The organism is Moorena sp. SIO4A1 (genome assembly GCF_010672065.1).
Classification (GTDB): Bacteria; Cyanobacteriota; Cyanobacteriia; order Cyanobacteriales; family Coleofasciculaceae; genus Moorena.
The window spans coordinates 1-21,026 of sequence record NZ_JAAHHX010000070.1; the positions used below are offsets into that span (position 1 = coordinate 1).

Below are 21,026 nucleotides of genomic sequence, written 5' to 3' on the forward strand. Positions count from 1 at the left end.
AATAGGGGCGCTTTGGGGAGATGGGGAGATGGGGAGATGGGGAGATGGGGAGATGGGGAGATGGGGAGATGGTAGACCGGCTTGTACACAAGTGGATGGATTGGCCGTTGGTCACGCTACGGGAACGGAAATTTAAGCTGATAGCTGATAGCTGAATACTTACGATAGCTGAATGCTTACCAATTTTTTTTATAAATTCACATAATATTCATTAAAAATATTTATTTAATTCATCCAAATTTCATAATTTTAAACTCACAATAAAGCAAAATAAAAACAAATGAAGAAAACCATTAGTGATTTGCGCTAATTACATCAAGGTAAAATCACAATCTTCATACTATAGGGTGCAATGAAAAATTAATTATTTTTTAGGGGAAATAAACATGTCTACTAATTCCACTAACACAACAGTTCTGACCTTCGATGAACTGCCCTTTCAACCCGTTGATGACCTGAGTTTCATGGGGGTCACATTTGATTTCAAAGTAGGTGGGGTAGATTCAACGGATGCCAATTATGCTTCCTCCGGTCCAGGCTCAATTTCCTTTGTACAGGATCCGAGTCTGGAAGGTAATGCCGCCGGAATCCTAACCCTTGACTTTGCTGCACCGGTTTCCGACCTTGAGTTTGGGGTGGCGCTGAGTACCTTTGCTACTCTCACACCTGGTTTTACAGTGGAACTGTTTGATGATGGCTCCACATTGGTAAATACGATCGCAGTCGATACTAGTTCACAGCCAAGCTTTACCGAGGCTCTGTTCTCCCTTTCTGATAGTGATACACCAATAGACCGGGTTGTGATCGATTTCAATGATGCCGCTGCTTTCCGCTTCGCCCTTGACAACCTTAGCTTCGAGGAAGCTGGTGTTACTCTAATCGGTACTTCCAACAATGACATCCTTGAAGGTGGCGGAGGTGACGATATTATCAAAGGGCTTAACAGTCAAGATACTCTTCGAGGCTTTGTTGGGGAAGACTACCTCGACGGTGGAGACGGTGACGATCAACTGTTTGGAGGGGACGGTCATGACACCCTCAAAGGTGGCAATGGTCAGGATACCCTCGAAGGCGGAGATGATGACGATACCCTGATCGGTGGCCCAGGAGATGACATTTTAACTGGTGGCAGTGGGCAAGATACCTTTGTCTTGTCAACAGTAGGCAAACTCACCATCACTGACTTTACCGATGGCGAAGATCTGTTGCAGTTAGATGGTCTGACCTTTGGTCAGATTTCGATTTTTGAACAAAATGACGATACCATAATCACCACCATAAATAATCAACCATTAGCTGTCTTGACTGGTGTAGATTCTGGTGACATTACAGAGGCAGATTTTGTGCTTTAATCTCCTGTTTTCTTAATTAATAATCCCTAAAATCGGCTAGGAAAGGGTAAAGGTTAAAGGTGAAAGGAATTTGAAATAAACCTTAAAAACCTTTACCCTTTTCAGCGACGACCAGGAATTAAACCCCGACGACCTTCCATTAGAGACAACTGCAAAAACTGATGCAGGTGCTGCACATGTGGATTATCTGGTGGCAATTCCAGGGTTTGGAGGGCTTGAGTGAACGGTTCTCCTGAAAGATAGAGCTTCCGGAAGACATTTTTTAGCTGTCTAATCTCACCGGTTGTCAGTCCAGCCCGTTTAAGACCGATTAAGTTAAGCGATCGCACTCGGGATGGATTCCCCTCAACTAGCATATAGGGTGGAACATCCCGGTCAATGCGACTCATCCCACCCACCATAGCTAGACGTCCAATGTGGACAAATTGATGAATCCCCAAGACCCCACTAATTCTCACCTGGGACTCAATATAAACATGACCTGCTATAGCAGTGCCATTAGCGATAATTACAGAATCTTCAATCACGCAATTGTGAGCAACATGACTATAAGCCATTAGCATATTGCCATTGCCAATTACGGTTGCTTCTCCCGCCCCGGTGGCTCGGTTAATGGTGACGTACTCTCGAATTAGATTATTATCACCAATTCTCACCCAGCTAGGAGCACCATCATACTTAAGGTCTTGGGGTTCCGAACCCAGTACTGCTCCTGGAAAGATTTGATTCCTGGCTCCGATCTCCATTGGTCCAGAAAGAACCACATGGGCACCAATGGTTGTTTCTGGGCCAACTTTCACATTATCTTCGATCACCGCGTAGGCACCAATCTGAACTGTCGGGTGTAGTTCAGCACCAGGATGGATAACAGCAGTAGGATGAATAAGTGTTGCCAATTTTCCAAACACCAAAGTGACCAATGACTAACAATACTGGCAGGTTAAAGGTTGCAGGTTGCAGGTTGCAGGTTGCAGCTTTAAGGTTGCAGGTTGCAGGTTGCAGGTTGCAGGTTGCAGGTTGCAGGTTAAAGGTTAAAGGTTGCAGGTTGCAGCTTTAAGGTTGCAGGTTGAAAGATTAAGGTTGACTGTTGCCGGTTTAAGGGTTAATGTTTAGTGTTCCAGGTTTTAGTGCTAAAATAGAACATTAACGTTTAACCTCCAAAGCCAAGTATTTCAACAAAATAACCTACCCTGAACCGAAGGCCAAAGGCAAACAACTAAATAAACAACTAAATAACTTATGCGCTACGCGCACGCTACGCGAACAACCAAATAACCTATCCTAAACCGAGGGGCAAAGGTGAACAACCCAATAACTTTCCTTTGCTCTTACTAATTATGTTTTAATCCACTATAGAAAACATAAGTTCGCCTTCTGCTGCTTTCTTACCATCAACAGTTGCAACTGAGTGCATCTTACCAAAACGACGGCGCTTGATGGACAACAGTTCCGCAGTCATCACCAGTTGATCTCCTGGCACTACGGGACGCCGAAAACGAACTTTGTCAATCCCTGCAAATACGAATAATCCATCAGGACTATCGGGCATTTGGGTTAATACAATCCCCCCAACCTGAGCCATAGCTTCGACTATCATCACCCCAGGCATCAACGGTCTTCCAGGAAAATGTCCTTGAAAAAAAGGTTCATTGAAGGTAACATTCTTGATACCTACAGCTCGTTTACCTGGAACATAGTCAATAATCCGATCAACTAATGCGAAAGGATACCGATGGGGGAGTAGTTTATGAATGTCTTCGACGGTTAGAACTGTTTTAGTCGATGAGTCATCATTGAGCTCCTGGGTACTTCCGGTAGAGTTATTTGGCGTGTTAACATCAGTCAGTGTGGACATAAGCGTACTTTAATATAATTACAGATTGCAGGTTTGTTTACTAATTTTTAAAGGTTCAACCTTCTTTGTATTTAACTTGCAACCCATGCGTTCAGCCAGCTTTTTGGCAAGTTGGACATGGAGATGGTGGCTAGCTTTATAGGCCAGGATGTGAGCGACAGGAAAACGTCCTAATAAACTCAAATCCCCTACTAAGTCTAAAAGTTTATGACGCACTGGCTCATTTGAAAATCGTAAGGGGGGATTAACCCATCCCTGTTGACCACAAACCAGAGCATTGTCCAAGCTACCACCTTTAATTAAACCGCGATCGCGCAGCTGGTCAATTTGATCAGCCAAGCCAAAGGTACGAGCTGGTGCGATCGCATCAGCAAAATTGTCCTGTTCTGGAGTCCAACTATACCATTGTTTACCAATAGCTGGTAACGCAAAGTCAATGCCATAGGTCAATCGAGTTTTGGGTGCTGGTAGAGCCGTTACAAAGGCATCTCCGTGATAAACCGAGACTGGCTCGTTTAATACAAAAGGAATAGGTGTTCTTCCTGAGGCAGTTAGGAGGTGAGGGGGTGTTAGGGTACCTCGAACTTGTCCGGGGGTAAAACTATCGTATGGTTTACCGTCGATGCCTTGAACCCCTGCTGCTACTACTCCCACCTCCTGGATAGCTTCCAGCCAAACCTTCGCCGAACCATCTAAAAGAGGCACTTCTGGACCATCAATCTCAATTTGAGCATTATCCACACCACTACCAGCCAGTGCAGCTAAAAGGTGTTCCACCGTACGAACGGTAGCGTTTCCATACTGGGTTGATGTGGAGAGTTCCGTAGACAGTGTGGTACCTGAAACTGCATCTATGTTTGCTGGAATAACCGGTTTACCTGGTAGGTCAACCCGCACAAAATATCGCCCAACTCCCGCAGCTGCTGGTAGTACCCTTACGTAGGTTGAAATACCGCTGTGCAGTCCGACACCAGAGCGTTCAAACATACCAGCCAAGGTGTAATATACTGAAGACATGTTTTTTGGTCAAGTTTCTATCAATAAATGCTGGAAAATTGAAAATTGAAAATTGAAATTAACCAATCACAAATCCCAATTAACAATTCACAATTAACCACTAACAATTCACAATTAACCACTAACAATTCACAATTAACAATTAAAACTTCTCTCCAATACCAAAGTGAAGACGACTGTCCCCTTCGGTATTCAAACCAAAGTCTACCCGAATCGGACCAAGTGGTGACTGCACTCTAACCCCAAGACCGTAACCGAGACCAGTACCGGGTAAATCTCTCTGCTCACCGGGTTCACCAGGAACAGAACCAGCAGAACCAAGGTCAGTGCCAGCGTCAACAAATAGAGCACCCCCTATGACTGAGAAAATTGGGAAGCGATATTCTGCAGTAGCCTGAAGGTAGCTACGTCCTGATGCTAGGTCTCCCTCAGCAAACCCCCGCACGGAGTTACTACCACCAACAATAAAAGCTTCATAGGGAGGTAAATCCCCCAAGATAGTGCCCCCTTGAATGTTAAAGGCAAGAGCCTGAGGTCCTTCGGTAAAGTTGGTGAATTCCACAGGGATATAGAAACTATAGCTACCTCTTAACCGATTCATTAAGATGCTGCCACTACCAATAGGAATAGATTGTTCCATGCCCAACCTGAGTAGGGAACCGTTAGTAGGTTGGGTTGTACTATTGCGTAAATCCCGCACTGCCCCTAACTGGACAGTAGTTAGGTCATCTTCACCACTGTCACTAAAGCTCAACAGTTCTCCATCTGTAGATTCAGGTCTAACATCCCCATCACTATCTTCAATGGCAACATGTTGATATTTCAAGCCTAGGGATGCTGTCCATTCTGACCGTTTAAATACATCTTGCGATAAAGGACGGCGAAAAGTCACTCCACCACCAGTGCGCACAATCCGGGGGCGGTCTCCATCATCATCATCATTAGGAACTTTAATATTATTCTCACCGCTGCCTCCATTAAAGACCAAGGAAATCGAGCGCCGTCGGAAAGCATTGACCGTGTAAGAAGTGCGGAAGGGGTCTCCTGCAATCCAAGGGTCTGTAAAGCTCAAATCGAACAATAGCTCTCGGGTTCCCAGCTGAAATTCTCCCCCTAAGGTCTGATTATTACCCCCTAGATTTTGCTGTTGATAGCTCACGGTACCAAAAAAACCACTGGCAGAACTCAGACCTGCACCAGCCGCAATCGAGCCACTACTCTTCTCAATCACATCTACTACTATCACCACCTGGCGTGGGTCAGTACCGGGTTCAAAGGAAAAGCGTACATCATCGAAAATCCCTAAACCAAAAACTCGCTGTAGGTCCCTTTGGGCTTTCTTCCGGTTAAATACACTACCGGATTTTAACTCCACCTCCCGGGTAATAATAAAGGGGCGAGTATTACCCCCAACCGGTTCTTCCTGGTCAGTCATTGATGGAAGTGGGTTGCCATTTTCATCTACAATCGGGTTACCATCTTCATCGAGAAAACGCACCTTGACAGCTTCAATCACCCCTTCTGCCACGACCAAGGTGACTGTGCCATCCGGTGTGACTTGCTCAGCATCAATCACTTGAGCTAGGTCATAACCTTCTTTTTTATACCAATCGTTTAATTTTTTGATTCCCTCTTGCAGGTCTCGCAGATTCAGGATTGAGCCATATTGCTCACTGAAGATTTCATTAATTTTTTCCTGGTTTACGATCCGTTGCCCTTCCCCTGGGGGTTCTGTTTTGACTGCAACCTGGCGCAGTACTGGGTTAGCTCTGACAATAAAGCTAATCCTAACTCCCAAGGGAGTATCTTCTGGCTGCACATCCACACTGGAAAAGAAACCTGTGGCAAAGATAGCATTCACATCTTCCTGAAGCTGAGAGCGGGTGGTTGCTCGTCCTGGTCGGGTTTTAATCACCCGATAAATTTCCTCTTCCAGTTGGGGAGGTGCGCCAGTAATCAAGACTTCTGCTACCAGTACTCGTACTTCTGAGGAGTCAGAAGGAGGTTGACTTGAGGGGGGCTCCAGTTGAGTGGGTTCCGGAAGTTGCGACAGTTGATCTGTCCCAAAAGGAGGTGTTAGTTGAGCACTCCCTTCGATGCTATCGATTGATAAAGGAGGTTGAGTTGAAGGGGGCTCCAGTTGAGTGCTTTCGGGGAGTTGGGACGGTTGATCTATCCCAAAAGCAGGTGTTAGTTGAGCACTCCCTTCTATGCTATCCGGTGATGGTTGACGTGGGTTTGGACTAAAGGAGGGTAACTCTGCGGCTGTTGAATCTACCGGAACCACTAGTTTAGTTGGTTTAGTGGGTACTGCCACCTGGGTTGGTGAAGAATTCGACCCACCAAGAGTGGTAGGCACAGACTGCACAACACTCTTGGTGGGTACTGCTACCTGGGTCGGGGAAGAGTGAATCACCGAGGTAGTCGTTGGTTTTGCCTGCACAGCAATTGTTTCAGGAACTGCTTGTAATGGTGTTTTTACGCCACTGGAATCCTGTTGGGGTGCATCCGGTAGGGACTGAACGGTTTCCCCACGGGTTGGTTTGGATAAACCAATACTGGCAGTAGCAGCGATCATTGCTGCTAACAAAGGAGATAAACGCATTGTGTTATTTGTTTTTGACACTTCCACACACCATTCCTATTGGGTCATTGGTCATTGGTAAACTCTCAGTAAGCCATTGATTACTGGTTGACGGAGGGCTAACAACTCCAGTGCCATAGGAGCAACTATTATATTAGTTATTAGTTGTCAGCCACAGTACCATGACTGAACACTTGACCTAAGCAAGCAATGCGCATGCCTGTTGTCTATTTTCGTTCGTCTGTGGTTATTTTTACCAATGTGCTGAATTTTTTTGGGTTACGGGTTAACGATGGCATCAATCCCGTCACTTGTTTTTACCCTGTGAGGTCTAGTCAGAGGCTGATTAGAGTTTGCTCTCAAGAATTTTTTGTAGCACTTGCTGATAGGCTTGTTCTACATTTCCCAAGTCCTTACGAAATCGGTCTTTGTCCATCACTCGACGCTCCGGATCAGTTTCGGCTTGGTTCCAAAGGCGGCAGGTATCAGGACTGATTTCATCGGCTAATAGTAGTTCTTCAGACGGGGTTAGACCAAACTCCAACTTGAAGTCTACTAGAGTAATGCCACACTGATAGAAGAAGTCAGTGAGAATTTGGTTAATTCGCAACGCTTGCTCAATCAGTTGGTTCAACTGCTCAGGCGTTGCTAGTTCCAGCAGTAGTAAGCGATCGCGTGTTAACAAGGGATCTCCTAAGTCGTCATTCTTCAAATAAAATTCCACTAAGGGCTTCGGGAGTACCCGACCCTCTGGTATTCCAGTTTGTTGACATAGACTACCAGCAGCAATGTTCCTGACTACCACCTCCAAGGGCAGAATTTTTACCTGTTTGACCAACATTTGGTTGGGAGTAGGACGGTCAATGAAGTGCGTAGCAATTGCCTTCTCTTCTAGGACTTTGAACAAATGAGATGCGATCGCACAATTAATCTCACCCTTCCCAGAAATCTGACCTCGCTTTTGGGCATTAAAGGCAGTGGCATCATCTTTAAAGTAAGTCAGTAGAATCTCTGGGTCATCGGTAGTATATAAGATTTTCGCTTTACCTTCGTAGAGTTTTTGATCAGGGGACATAATCAGTAAGATGATGGTTGACTGACAATATATTGACAGATATACCAGCCCTAAATGATTCGTAAAATATAGTGGCCAAAGCGAACGCGATCGCGTCGGCTGCGCCTAATCGCCCTTAAGGCAAGCCCAGCAATGATTTCAGATTTTTCATGTTTGATAACTGATTTAGGATTGCTATACATCTTGACAATCACATAAAATCAGAAATTTGGCGGAGCGTGAGTTATAATTTAATCAGTTAAGTTAAGGTTAGGTTAAGAAGGTCTGGTACAGGCAATAGCTATGGTAGATCCATCTGATTTTTTACATCCTCGCAGTCCCTATCACGGTCAGTTCAAGCCAGAAAACGTGGTTTTTAACGCTAATTTACAGGAATTTGCTCAAAGAGTCAGCTACATCTGTAATCTGGAAACTGCTGGTAAGCTGCCTCCAAAAGAGGCTTACCAGCAGATTAAACAACTCTGGAAAGAGTTGAAACAAAGCAAAAAGAGCCTGGGTATATAAAAGATGAAATACGTCATTCTTTACTTAGTGGTCATCGTGTAAACTCCATCCCAGGAATCATCAGGAGGATGATCACAATAGTTTTTAGCTCGGTTAATATGGAGCTTGACAGGCCGGTCATTTGGTTGTATTTCTAGTGCATCAGTAAAATACTTGAGTGCCTGTTGAAAGTCTCGTTTGATGTAAGCATTACGCCCTGCTTGATACAAATCCAAGAACCGTTTTCTGTTATCGCTAAGGGATACGTCGGTTTTGCCAATTAATTCATAAATCCTAACGGCTTGGTTTTTACCTTTGACCCGGATTTGATCTAACTCCCGCACCACAATGCGATCGCGGCACAAGTTATAGGTATACTCACTCAAGATAATGTCGCAGCCATACTCTTTGGTAACGCTTTCGAGGCGAGCACTTAGATTCACCCCATCTCCAATAACCGTATAGTCCATCCGTTTTTGGGAGCCGATATTGCCGGAAACCACTTCTCCAGAACTAATTCCCATCCCAATCCGGATTTCGGGTTGGTTATTACGGCTGCGATTGGAATTAAATTTTGCTAAGCGTGAGCGCATATCTAGAGCTGATTTGACAGCCTTCCAAGCATGATTTTGCAGGGGTAAAGGTGCTCCAAACACGGCCATCAAGGCATCTCCAATAAACTTGTCCAAGGTGCCATCGTGATTGAATACAGCCTCTACCATGGTTTCAAAATACTTGTTGAGCAACGATACCACCTCTGTTGCTCCGAGATGTTCTGTGAGGTTTGTGTAGCCCCGGATATCAGAAAATAGAATAGTTACTTCTTGCTTCTTGCCCTGCATTAAGGTATCTTCCCCGAGGGCTAAGACTTGATCAGCAACCCGTGGAGTCATGTAGCGATACATGGCTGTCTTCATACGCTTCTCACGAGTCATATCTTCTAAAACCACCAACCCACCTCGCACACTTCCCTCTGGGTTGAGCAAAGGATTGACGCTTAGGTTCAGACTGCGTTCAATTTCCTGAACTTGGTATTTTGACAAATAATAAGTAGATGAAGATTCCGTCTGGGGTGTTTCATTCCAGGGTACATAAACATTCGGGTCATCCCACTTTGGCATTGCCAGAACCATGGATGGTGACCCTTGTGAATCCCCTTGAGCAGGTTTATAGATACCAATCTTCAGAGTTTGCTCTGGCATATAATGCCGAGTCCCCGTAGCCAAGCTATCTTGCCAACGCCACTGGAGATTTTCAATCGGCACTACATCCCAGATGTATCGACCAGTGAGCTTAGACTGCCAGAATTTCCAATCGGGACTGCCTTTTCTACGATTAGGACCATCTAGAAACTTGATAGCTGCATCATTAATCATCACAATTCGTCCCTGCATGTCAGTGGAAATCACTGCGTCGGTTAAACTTTGCAGGATATCTTGCTGATATTGCTTTTCAATCAGGACGCTTTCAAACAGTTGGGCATTTTCCAGAGCTATGCCTGCCTGAATATTAAACGCCCGCATAAACTCTTGATCAGAGCTGGTAAAGTATCCTTGGTGCTTGTTGATTAACTGAGTCACACCGATTAATATATTTTTGGAGTTAAATACCGGCATACAAAGGATACTTTGGGTGCGATAACCGGTTTGTTTGTCAGTGTTCGGGTCAAAACGCTCGTCTTTATAGGCATCTGGAATATTGAGTGGCTCACCAGTGGATGCTACATAACCAGCAATACCTCGGTTGGCTGGTATTCTTATTTCTATAGTGTTTTGTCCATCCGCTGTAGCTACCTTACTCCAAAGTTCTTTGCGATCTTGGCATAGCAAAAATAGGGTGGAGCGGTCTGCTTGCATGAGATCCCGAGCCTGCTCCATAACTACACCTAGGGTTTCTTCGAGCTTAAGGCTCTTTCCCAGAGACTCAGTTGCCTTGAGCAGAGCAATCACTCCCCGTTGGTTGCGAGCTGCCTGTTGAAATGATTGGCAGGCTTCGAGGATGATGCCAAGGTCGTCGGCAAAGTCCTGAAATTGCTTTTCGTCGGTACTGTCGAACGGCACACCGCCAGTTTTATTGAAAAAATTTATAACAGCAACCACCTGGTTATTGCTATTAAAAATTGGCATACACAGGAGGCTTTGGGTACGATAGCCAGGGATTTCGTCAAATTCTGGGTTAAATAGGGGATGATGGTAAGCAACTGACGTATTGAAAGACTTGCCAGTGGCAGCAACATGACCGACAACACCCTGATTGTGGGGAATGCGGCGTTCTATTGTTTTGTTCGTGTGACGTTGGGGAATGTTTGCCCATAGTTGACCTGTGTCGGTGTCAACCATGAAAATAGTGGCTTGGTCTGCCTGTAGGACTTGACCAACTTTTAGGGTTAAAGCCTCTATCACCTGCTCTAGCCGAGTTTCCAGAGCCTCATTGTTGATCAGTGCGATCGCTCCTAGAAACTGTTGGAAATCAGCAGCAAAGAAATCTAACCAGCAGCTAAATTGAGGAATGGATAGGGTTTTGATGCGATCAATCAGATTGCTGGTTTGTGAGGGTTGAGTTAACTGAGATAGTGTAGCGGTAACACTACTGGTGTTCCGTCTTGTCATACTTTGTCTGCTCCTGCCTTTGGAGGCGCGTGAGGGCAAGTCAACTGGGCAGATAAGAATTGCTGCGTTGATAAGTCTTCTAGCGTCTTTGACTTCAAAAACATGAATTGACACCCTGGTTATAAGTAGATCTGAGGATATCCCGATCCTGATTACAAGTTTGACATATCTCTCCAGTAAAAATTAGTACCCTAGGGGGTACTTTCTAGACTATAGGTTTCCCTAAAACTGTTAAGGATTGTACAATTACAATAGTTAAGTTTTCGATAAGATTTTGCAATAAAGTCAGTAAGCTCAACCCCATTACGCCCCCTGAGACCCTCAAACCCTTCCTTGACATGTTCCCTATGACTAGGCATAAACCCTTGAATTAGGCAGGCTTAATTAGGCCTTAGGTGATTAAAACTTCACACCTAACACCTAAAACCGCTACTGGTGTCAGACCTTTGGGATGCTTACCTCAATGTCGGGAGGAGGATGTGGTTGTCTATGAAGATCTGAAGATACAAAACATGGTCAAGAATCATCATTTGGCTAAGTCGATTTCTGATGCAGGTTGGTATCAATTCACCCAATGGTTAGAATACTTTGGAAAAATCTGGGATAAAACTGTGATATCGGTCAACCCCCACTTCACATCTGCCGATTGTTCTAACTGTGGTTATCGGGTAAAAAAATCCCTCAGCACCCGGACTCATAAATGTCCTCGTTGTCATCTATAAATCTGTCGTGATCCCAACGCAGCTCTCAACATTTTGAAGCGGGGATTAGAGGTTTTAGGTGTTGAATACAACAGTACCCTAGGGCATAGGGAAACTGCTGTTAATACGGAAATGCCCAGGCGTGAGTTCGACCGCTGTTGATGAAGGGAAACCTAATTCAAGAAGTTGTCTGATTGAACCTTGAATCACATATTGTGAGAATCCCCCGTTATCATCTCCGATTTAACGGGGGAGTATGTCAAGCAGCGGAAGACATGGATTCGGAAAACACGATTGCCTGGTAGTAACGTTGCAATTGGCGTGTAGCAGCTGACCAACTCCAGCGTTCAGCTTCTGCTCTAGCATTGCGGCGCAGAGTTTCCCGTTCCTGCTGTTGTGCTAAGAGACGCTGGGTTGCTGCGATCGCTCCTTGCTCATCTGCTGGATCGTATAAATACCCATTCATCCCATCGGTGACAATATCTGGAATCCCTCCAGAGTTGGCTGCTACCACGGGACAACCTGCTGCCATCGCTTCTAGTAAGACTAGTCCTAAGGTTTCTGTCCGAGAAGGAAAGATAAATGCATCAGCAGAGGCAAAGGCAGAGCCGAGGGTTGTACCGGTAAGGTAACCTACGAAATGAGTCGGGGTTCCAGCAAAGTGTGCTTCTAGTTCCTTACGGTGGGGTCCATCTCCTACTAATGCTAGGCAAGCGTTGGGAATTGCTTCTAGCACTAGCTTGATCCGCTCAATTTCTTTTTCAGCCGAAAGACGCCCTACATAAAGGAGTATGGGGCTGTCTGGATTTCCTTGGGAAAGATGCGATCGCATTTGGGATGAAGCTAACTCTGGTTGGAACGTTTCCGTATCCACACCTCGCTGCCACAAGTCTACTCGCTCAACACCATGGTCTCTTAATTCCTGTACCATAGCATTAGAGGTACACAAATTCAGCTCAGCTTGATTGTGACTAACCTTAATTAACTCCCACATAACTCCTTCGAGCATACCCAATCCGTAGTGCTGGAGGTACTGAGGTAAATGGGTGTGGTAGGAGGCAACCAAGGGAATATTCATCACCTTGGCATAATACAGACCTCCCAACCCTAATACTGCTGGGTTTACAACATGGATCAAATCTGGTTGAAACTCTTCTAATACCCCACCAATAGAGGGTCGTGGCAGGGCTAGCTTTAATTCGGGATACAAGGGTAGGGGAAAGCCAGAAACACCGTAAATTTTGGCTCCTTTGTAGGCTTTGAGTCCCCCTTCTGGGCATATAACTAGCACTTGGTCACCGTTACGCTGCAAATGTTCCACTGTGTGGCGCAACCGGGTCACGATGCCATCAACTTTGGGTAGAAATGTTTCAGTAAAAAAAGCAATTCGCATAATTAGTGATTATTGATTAGTCATTAGTTATTATTGATTAGTCATTAGTTATTAGTAGTTTATAGTCCGTTGATCCAACTTGCGTGACCTTACTCGCTAAATGTATCAGGTTTGGGGGACTTGTTGGGCATGAGATTAGTTTATAGGTATTAGAACATTGGTCATGGTGTTAATGGATTCCACCAAGCCCTTAACCCTAAGGTGATCGGTTTCGCTATAATATTTGCAGGCAGTTAGTATGGAACCTTTTTTGAAGTCAAACCGCCACGGTAAGAGTTAATTCTATAGTTCAGTCAATTCTGGAGTTGGGATCAGCACTTCTGACGCGAAGCTAGTCCTAGGTGCAAAATGAAATGCTCCAGCAATCGAACCCCAAATTAGTTCATCGGTTTCGGGGTCACGTCCCCTGTCAAGACTAATCAATGTTTCTTCCATTACTTCAAAGCTACTATCGAGATAGGTTTCTTTGTTATTGCGCACCACCAAGCAAGCTTTACCTGGTTCTACTTCGGCTTTGAAGCTGTGACCAGTCCAGGTAACATTGAACGTGCAACCAGGAAGCTTCTCTAGCTGTTGGGCACTCAGGGATTTTAGACGTTCTAAATCACGGGAAGCTCCGTATAATAGTTTTTCATCCTGAACCTTGTAATTTTCGATTTTGATTTGCCCGTCTAGCTCAACAATCTTTAGTACCCGCACTCGGTAGGGGGTGTTGAGCATATAGTCATAGGCTTGCTCAAGGAACAAGCTACATCCATCTAGCACTGACCAAGGTAGAGGACGCATGCAGACGCGGATGTGAGCATACAATGGTGGATTCTCAAACGCCTGCTCTTGGTTACTAAAATCAGCTGCCATCCAGCGAGCTAAAGTAGCGATATCCGTAGAATGAGTCATTACCAGAAGTGTTGAACTTAGAATCAGGGAACTTCGGATGAAGTAGTGTTCGATGTAGTTGGTATCTTTACCGAAAAAAGCGGGTCATTAGCCCCGTCCTAGAAGGACGGTCAACTTATGCTATCATAAGTTTATCGTTGTCAATCACGATAAACATGATCGTCTACGAGATGAAACTGCAAGGAACACAAGCCCAGTATAGGAGGCTAGATGAAGCCATCCGTACTGGTCGTTTTGTTCGTAACAGCATTATCAGAGCATGGATGGATGGTGATGTTAAAAACCGCAACGATGCCTATAGCTACTGTAAGGTGTTGTCGGACAATCCAGAATTCCCCTGGGTCAGTCGATTAAACTCAATGGCTCGACAGGCACACGCAGAAAGAGCTTGGGCATCAATTGAACGGTTCTATCGCAATTGCAGGCAGAAAGTTCCTGGGAAGAAAGGTTTTCCTCGGTTTAAAAAGTCCCAAATTCGAGCATCTGTTGAATACAAAACAACAGGGTGGAAACTTTCGGAAGATAGACGTTATTTAACATTTTCTGATAAGTTTCAAGCGGGTAAATTCAAACTCTGGGGGAGTCGTGACCTACATTTCTATCAACTCAAACAAATTAAACGAGTAAGAGTGATTAGAAGGCATGACGGATACTATGCCCAGTTTCTGATAGACCATACTAGAGAGGAGAATAAAGAACTCACAGGAAAGCAGACAGGACTAGATGTTGGACTTAACTTTTTCTACACTGATTGTTCTGGTGAACAGATAGATAACCCTCGGTTTTTGAGAAAAGATGAAGCCAAAATCAAGAAATTGCAACGTCGTTTATCAAGAACCCAAAAGGGAAGTCAAAACCGCAAAAAAGCCATAAATAGATTAGGTAGAGCCCATCTTAAGGTTTCACGCAGACGTAACGATTGGGTTTGTAAATTAGCTCAACACGTCATCCAGTCTAACGACTTGGTTGCCATTGAAAACCTACGGATTAAGAACTTGGTTAAGAACCACAAACTAGCCAAATCGATTAATGATGCAGCCTGGTACAAGTTTAGAGAATGGTTAGAGTATTTTGGGAGAGTTTATGGAGTGCCAGTGATTGCCGTTGATCCGGCATATACTTCTACCGATTGCTCAAATTGTGGTGAGAAAGTTGTCAAAACTCTCAGCACTCGAACTCATCGATGTCCCCATTGTTGCTATAGGGCAGATCGTGATAAAAACGCTGCAATAAATATTCTTAAATCTGCACTGAAACAGCTTTCAAATACCGTCGGGCAGACGGAAATCAACGCCTCTGGAGAGATTGATCTCTGCTTAAAAGGGGAAACTCAATTAAGTAAGTCAGCTCGTCGAAAGAGGAAGCCCAAACAGTGATGTTTGGAATCCCCGTGCTTTCATGCCGGGGAGGATGTCAAAATACATGGTCTTGATTCAGTCGCTTATGGTTTGGGTTCTGCATCAAGACCAATGGCTAAAACCTTTAGTTGACAAGCACCCATCATGACCCTGATCCAAAGTTCCCTATTCCGTATTTCCTGTGCCCAGCGCTATAGCTGATAGCTTACTGGCGAGAGCTTGGGAATACCTCTGGTTTTTTTGGGCGTAAGCATTCAGCCGTGAGCTTTTAGCTCACGCTACGCGAACAGCGGTCAGAGGCAAGAGGCATGCATGCTAAAGTTTACTACAAGAGGTTTTCAGCTTGTATCAATGTCCTAACTTTAATGCGTAGTGCTATAGCACCTCAAGTAGCGTGCGCATTAGCTGATAGCTGATAGCTTACCTTTGGGCTATTTAAAACCTTTAATCCCAAACAACAGAAACTGTGTCACCTGAGCCTCACTAAAATTGTTATCACTCACCAAAATTAAACTCTGAGTGCCATCACTCAAGCGCGGACCAAGGGTCATTCCCTCTAAATTATCTAAGTAAATCCCCAATTCACTCAAATCCAACAACAACTTTTTTTGCAGTGGCTTAATCTTGGAAACATTACCCTTGAGAGTAGCAATTTTGGTTGTATCAGTTGCTCCACCCATCACCACTTGATAAAGTTTGGCACTAAATCCAAAGAAACCATAGGTACGCTCCAAACTCAGAAAATGTCCTGCGGTATCCACTGCTAATAACTCAGTCAAACCGTGAGAAAGGGTGTTAGGGGGGTCTGGCTCGAGTAAGTAAAGATGTTCACTAACCAGCATTGGAGGAGTAACGTCTCCAATCAAATAGTGCAACCAACGAATTCCCGCTGCTTGTTCGGTATCTGCTTCTGGCTGGTCTTGGTGTAGGGAGTACTCACTGGCACTAAATAAGCGAAATGACTCTTGCCCACTTGCTGCAGCTAGGCTGATCGGTTCTAAGGTCAATGCCTCAAAGCCTAAGTTATCCTGGATACCATTACTGACTGTTTCTAGGTCAGTGTCATTCGGTAGATAACGCTGGGGAATTTTTAAATTTTGCAACTGTTGTCCTGTTACTATATCAAACTGCCGAATGAATGGAGCAATGCCTTGATTAGTAGCCCCTTCACTAGAGATAAATACAGAATCTTTTCCAGACCAAGCAATCCCTTCTGGATCCAGGGTACCCCTTACAAAGGTTTCTCCATTTTTATCTTTAAGAAAAGTGACATCTTCCACTTCTACGTTTTCAATCCCTATGTTTCCTGTATCGGTGGGATTGAAAGTTAGTTTTAGGGTGTAGAATCGAGCTGGAGCTAATCGAGAACGATCATCAGAAACCGCTAAAAAGCGATCGCGTTCCCGATCATAGGTCAATCCTGACAACCCTCCCACTACTGTATTTTTGAACTTCGTTTGGGGGAGTTGATACTCCCCTAAGAAGTTCACGGAAAGGTTGAGGAAGGTGCGTTCCTCTGCTGTGATGGCTGGTAAAAAGCTACAGGTAGTGGTCAGGCTACCCAGGAATATTATTACCACAACCCATAGCATCGTTGATATTTTTTTAGGTTTTCTTAACATTAGGTCAGTTGAGCAGTACCTTAACTTACTTGTATTATTACTTGCTTCGACCAGAAGTGTTGATTGTTATAAATTATGTCTAAAAAAAAGTACTAAGCTGTCTACCTATTGGTGCTATTTAAAAATTAAATTATGATCGCGTCATGTTTTTAAAACAGTTTACAAAACGAGTCTTGGATAGCTTAACATCTCTCCATAAAAATTACTACCCTGTCTCTTGATGCAGTCGCTCAGGGTGCATATCATATTTGTTAAAAAGAAGGTAATTGTGGGAAGTGTCGGAAGTTTTGTAAGTGTGAAAAGTATGATTTTTTTATTAAAATTTTGCCTAAGTTAATGCATTTAGATGCACCATTATGCCTTCTGCCCTCTGCCTTCGATACACTTTTATTATGGGTATTTAAACGGAGTTGATATAAAATCATAATGACCGAACAATTGGCAATAATTTTAATAGTTTCCGACATGCCTATTACAAACAGACAAAAACTAGTCACCAGATTGGAACCAAATCCAAAACAAACCTTGGCAAAACATCATACCAATTTTTTTTTAGGCATTTTGAAGTTAAGCTGTTGCGCATTTAAATTGGATATTATTCAGTTAGCAAAAAACCATCAAACCCTCTCCCCTGCTACCATTCCTCCCTTACTAAGGGCAGGGCTGTTTCATTCTTTGGGATAAATTCTCAGGTCAATAGGCGTGAAAGGGATGAAACCTTGAAGAGGGTAGCCTTATTACAAAAACTGTAAGCATTCAGCCATCAGCGGTCAGCGGTCAGCCCTGAGCCATTCCCGTAGCGTGAGTCTTGGCCCAAAGCTAATAGCACCTCAAGTAGCGTGCGCGTAGCGCATTAGCTGATAGCTGATAGCTATTAGCTGAATGCTTACCAAAAGCTTAAACCTGTTGCCCATAACCTGCCGACCATAAAGGCTACCCTCAACTACTGTAACTTCAAGGGAAGTGGGGTGCTGGGGAGAGGGTATTTTTAAGGTTAAAAATACCTAAGGTGCGCTTTCCGCATCTAATTATTAAATTCGCCACACCGCTATCTCCCTATCTCCCTATCTCCCTATCTCCCCACCAATCACATTTTAGTCCGACAATGAAACAGCCCTGGCTTACTAAGGGGGGTTAGGGAGGATTGATGCTCCCCTGCTATCAGAAGCATGGAATTTAAATGAAGACCAGCTTAAGGCTCTGCCTTGATATCTGGAAATCGTGACAAATCCTGAAAAAAAGGGTTATAATATCCCTGTGAAGACAAAACATTGATTAACCCTAACAGGTTGATTAACCTTGAGGAATTTACTTAGAATTGCAGAGGGAATGGTTTGTAGATTGTTATCGTTAATCACCCAGAATGTCCAGTTTGTTGTTTTTTGTTGGTGGTTAGTAGAGGCGAACAGCTGTTCGCCCCTACAGTAGTTAGTAGAGATCAACACACTCTCACTAACGACTAACCACTAACTTGTTTCCCAGATTTGATGTAACCTCTACATAGACATACTCCAGCCGCACTGGCTGACGAGCAATGGAATCGAGGGGAATCCCATCAAAACAAGCAATAATATCCTTCAGGTCTAAAGACTCTGGTAGCCAAAAGGCTAAATCATTTCCATAGCGGCGATGAGTAAAGCCTAATTCCTGGGCACGAGCGATCGCTTGTTCTTCTTGAGGGGTGTCTACTACCACAATTTCTTGAGCCGGAATCTTTTGCCGTAACTCAAGCAAACTCCCCTCTGCTACAATCTGTCCCTGTTTAAGAATGCCAATTCTCTGGCAAAGACGTTCTGCTTCATCAAGGGAATGAGTGGTTAGCAAAATAGTAATTCCCTGGCCCTGAAGACGTCGAATCAAGTCCCAAATTTCATATCGCGCTTCAATATCTAAGCCTGTCGTAGGCTCATCTAAGATCAGTAATTTGGGCTGATGCACTAGAGCCACAGCAATATTCATCCGTCGCTGCATCCCACCACTGAGGGTTTCCACCGGACTTTTTGCCCGCTCTAATAAATTTACCGCAGCAAGGGCAGCGTAAACTTGTTTAGAGCACTGCTGACCATCTAACCCATACAGACGAGCAAAAAAATACAAGTTTTCTTGACAACTAAGGGTTTGATACAGTAAATTCTCTTGGGGGGCAACCCCAATCAGCTTTTTCGTTGCCTCGGACACTGGTTGGTTATTGATTGCGATCGCACCACTATCCGCTCGTAGTAAGTTACAGATGATATTGATAGTAGTTGTCTTACCCGCACCATTGGGTCCGAGTAAACCATATATTTCTCCTGCTGGAATATTTAGGCTTAAATCCCGCAGAACGTTTCGATTACCGTAAGACTTACTTAATTTATGGATATTTAGCACTAGTTAAACCTTGAGCAATACTAAGGCAATTTAATCAGACTTTTTTTACGATAATCGGATGATTTTATAGGAGTACTAGCTAATAGATAACTGACCCGACTATACTTAAGTTTATTTGTTTGTGCAAGCCTCCTCATTTTTCAATGGTTTAAACTAGGTTACCCTGCACAAAAATTCCGTGGGTAATCACAATCTTCTCTCTACCCGAACCATCCCCTGGTATGACAACCATGCGACTATCACCATCACTGAGGCAAAGCCAAACAAAAACCAGAAATGAGACTCTATTTCCACCAAACCCTTCCCATCAGCCCATACTCCCAGCAAGGCTTCGTTCATATGATAAATTGGGTTAAACTTAGCGATTTCCAGTAACTGTTCCGGAAACAAAGCAGTTGGTAAAAACGCACCCCCCAAAATTAATAGAGGTACACCGAAGGTTCCCACTAAGGCATTAACGTCCTCAGTCCGCCGCGCTAATTGAGTTCCCAGAAAAAATCCCACTCCCACATAAGCAATAATACTCAGGAAAATAATCAATACCCCTAGCAACACGGAACCTTGAAACCTTGCCCCCAAAAATGCTGCTATGGTATAAACCACTAAGCCTTGACCTGTACCAATGCAGCTGTGAGCCAAAAAAATTCCTAAGAAATAGGATATGCCGCCTAATGGAGAGATAAATAAACGCTTGAGCATGTGCTGTTCTCGTTCTGAGACTACTGTTGCCACGCTACCCCCCAAGCAGCTAAAAAACAAAGCAGCACCCACAAGAGTAGTTGGGGCAGCCCGTTGAAATGCTTCTGCGGTTGATAGCTCAGCCTGTTCTGCCATAATCAAACCGTTGAGAAATAGCACAGTAATTGGAAAAATACTCCAAAATAATAGGCTACGCTGCCTTCGCCATAGTTCAATCAAGATTCGCTGTGCTACAGCACAGGTTTCCCGCCAATATTTCATAATTACAGCACTTTTCAATTGGGTTAGGTACAGATTCCTGGGTTTTAGGGAACAGGGAACAGGGAACAGGGAACAGGGAACAGGGAACAGGGAATAGGCATGCTAGCAATAGGCAATAGGTAAGATGAAAAAAATCTTGTGTACCTCATTAGGTTAGTAAACGTTTTCAACTTTCAACTTTCAACTTTTAACTTTTAACTTGAACGCCAGAAGGAAGATTTTTGTGTTTATATTGCCTATCGTCTATTGATAACAAACAAGGTATCCAGGTCTCTAAGATAATAAAGGGCAAAACAAGCTGCTAACATTTGCAAAGCGGCAAAAAATAGCAAATTAGGATCAGTAAATAGGCTTAGATATTGCTGATAGGATGAGATAGTTTATATCCCATGAAATACTAATACGCTACCATAAGTCCATCGTTTTTTCCACTAAGAGTAAAAATCCTAGGATGATTACTAGCTGGATAGCGCCAATAAGAATAAAAATGCTGTTACCGAGTCCACTAATAAAGTAAAAGTTTTCATAGACCGCAGCTGCATGTTCAGGACGCACGAATTTATCCATTGTCCACATCAGCATTACTATAAAAACACTGAGGCGCAGTAGAAACAAAACTAGGGGAATTCGATTAGATGCTCTCATGGTAGTTTCAGAAATAATAGATCGCAAGTAATAGATCGGATAACAGAATGATAGATCAGATTATATAACACTACGCATTTAGATTAGGACATTCCTAAACTCCGA

Annotated in this window: 15 protein-coding genes and 1 pseudogene; 4 read left to right on the top strand and 12 right to left on the bottom strand. The window is 44.0% G+C overall.

All coding sequences use genetic code 11. From position 1 onward, the window contains the following. Positions 1-386 precede the first annotated feature (386 nt). The gene (locus F6K53_RS29560) at positions 387-1,352 is read left to right on the top strand and encodes a hypothetical protein (protein WP_293026107.1); all 966 of its coding nucleotides are present in this window, start codon (positions 387-389) and stop codon (positions 1,350-1,352) included. 101 nt (positions 1,353-1,453) lie between these two features. On the opposite strand, the gene lpxA is transcribed toward F6K53_RS29560, so the two are convergent. The 5 genes from lpxA to purC all read right to left on the bottom strand — a co-directional run bounded on the left by lpxA (position 1,454) and on the right by purC (position 7,883). After that, on the bottom strand, positions 1,454-2,248 hold the full coding sequence (gene lpxA, locus F6K53_RS29565; RefSeq protein WP_293026105.1) for an acyl-ACP--UDP-N-acetylglucosamine O-acyltransferase: 795 nt from the start codon (positions 2,246-2,248) through the stop codon (positions 1,454-1,456). Between the two features lie 446 nt (positions 2,249-2,694). Continuing rightward, positions 2,695-3,207: a 3-hydroxyacyl-ACP dehydratase FabZ gene (gene fabZ / locus F6K53_RS29570; protein WP_293026103.1), complete on the bottom strand. Its 513-nt coding sequence runs from the start codon at positions 3,205-3,207 to the stop codon at positions 2,695-2,697. An 18-nt stretch (positions 3,208-3,225) separates the two neighbouring features. Next, positions 3,226-4,224: a UDP-3-O-acyl-N-acetylglucosamine deacetylase gene (locus F6K53_RS29575; RefSeq protein WP_293026101.1), complete on the bottom strand. Its 999-nt coding sequence runs from the start codon at positions 4,222-4,224 to the stop codon at positions 3,226-3,228. A 142-nt stretch (positions 4,225-4,366) separates the two neighbouring features. Next, a complete protein-coding gene (locus F6K53_RS29580; protein WP_293026117.1) occupies positions 4,367-6,829 on the bottom strand; it encodes a BamA/TamA family outer membrane protein in 2,463 nt (820 codons plus the stop codon). Between the two features lie 325 nt (positions 6,830-7,154). Continuing rightward, entirely contained in the window at positions 7,155-7,883 is a 729-nt protein-coding gene (gene purC / locus F6K53_RS29585) for a phosphoribosylaminoimidazolesuccinocarboxamide synthase (protein ID WP_293026099.1), read from the bottom strand. 282 nt (positions 7,884-8,165) lie between these two features. Here purC and F6K53_RS29590 point away from each other — a divergent pair, with 282 nt between their 5' ends. After that, positions 8,166-8,387: a hypothetical protein gene (locus F6K53_RS29590; RefSeq protein ID WP_293026097.1), complete on the top strand. Its 222-nt coding sequence runs from the start codon at positions 8,166-8,168 to the stop codon at positions 8,385-8,387. A 20-nt stretch (positions 8,388-8,407) separates the two neighbouring features. Here the strand turns inward: F6K53_RS29590 and F6K53_RS29595 are convergent, their stop codons facing one another. Continuing rightward, on the bottom strand, positions 8,408-10,975 hold the full coding sequence (locus F6K53_RS29595) for a GAF domain-containing protein (RefSeq protein WP_293026095.1): 2,568 nt from the start codon (positions 10,973-10,975) through the stop codon (positions 8,408-8,410). Between the two features lie 476 nt (positions 10,976-11,451). Between F6K53_RS29595 and F6K53_RS29600 the strand changes: the two are divergent. Further along, positions 11,452-11,838: pseudogene (locus F6K53_RS29600) on the top strand (transposase); the annotation flags it as partial. Between the two features lie 97 nt (positions 11,839-11,935). Here the strand turns inward: F6K53_RS29600 and F6K53_RS29605 are convergent. Together F6K53_RS29605 and F6K53_RS29610 are read right to left on the bottom strand one after the other, a co-directional pair. Further along, positions 11,936-13,069 carry a glycosyltransferase family 1 protein gene (locus F6K53_RS29605; RefSeq protein ID WP_293026093.1) on the bottom strand — a complete coding sequence of 378 codons (1,134 nt, stop codon included), beginning with the start codon at positions 13,067-13,069 and terminating at the stop codon, positions 11,936-11,938. 282 nt (positions 13,070-13,351) lie between these two features. Further along, the gene (locus F6K53_RS29610; RefSeq protein WP_293026091.1) at positions 13,352-13,966 is read right to left on the bottom strand and encodes a chromophore lyase CpcT/CpeT; all 615 of its coding nucleotides are present in this window, start codon (positions 13,964-13,966) and stop codon (positions 13,352-13,354) included. Positions 13,967-14,121: 155 nt separating this feature from the next. Between F6K53_RS29610 and F6K53_RS29615 the strand changes: the two genes are divergently transcribed. After that, positions 14,122-15,342, top strand: a complete 1,221-nt coding sequence (locus F6K53_RS29615; protein WP_293026116.1) for a transposase — start codon at positions 14,122-14,124, stop codon at positions 15,340-15,342. Positions 15,343-15,755: 413 nt separating this feature from the next. On the opposite strand, the gene F6K53_RS29620 is transcribed toward F6K53_RS29615, so the two are convergent. From F6K53_RS29620 to F6K53_RS29635, 4 genes are all read right to left on the bottom strand, one after another. Beyond that, complete coding sequence (locus F6K53_RS29620; RefSeq protein ID WP_293026089.1) at positions 15,756-16,916, bottom strand: esterase-like activity of phytase family protein; 1,161 nt, start codon at positions 16,914-16,916, stop codon at positions 15,756-15,758. Between the two features lie 1,482 nt (positions 16,917-18,398). Continuing rightward, positions 18,399-19,316, bottom strand: coding sequence for an ABC transporter ATP-binding protein (locus F6K53_RS29625; protein ID WP_293083141.1), 918 nt, complete (start codon positions 19,314-19,316; stop codon positions 18,399-18,401). Between the two features lie 186 nt (positions 19,317-19,502). Continuing rightward, complete coding sequence (locus tag F6K53_RS29630) at positions 19,503-20,276, bottom strand: ABC transporter permease (RefSeq protein WP_293072262.1); 774 nt, start codon at positions 20,274-20,276, stop codon at positions 19,503-19,505. Between the two features lie 405 nt (positions 20,277-20,681). Beyond that, a complete protein-coding gene (locus F6K53_RS29635) occupies positions 20,682-20,921 on the bottom strand; it encodes a hypothetical protein (RefSeq protein ID WP_293083144.1) in 240 nt (79 codons plus the stop codon). Between the last annotated feature and the right edge of the window lie 105 nt (positions 20,922-21,026).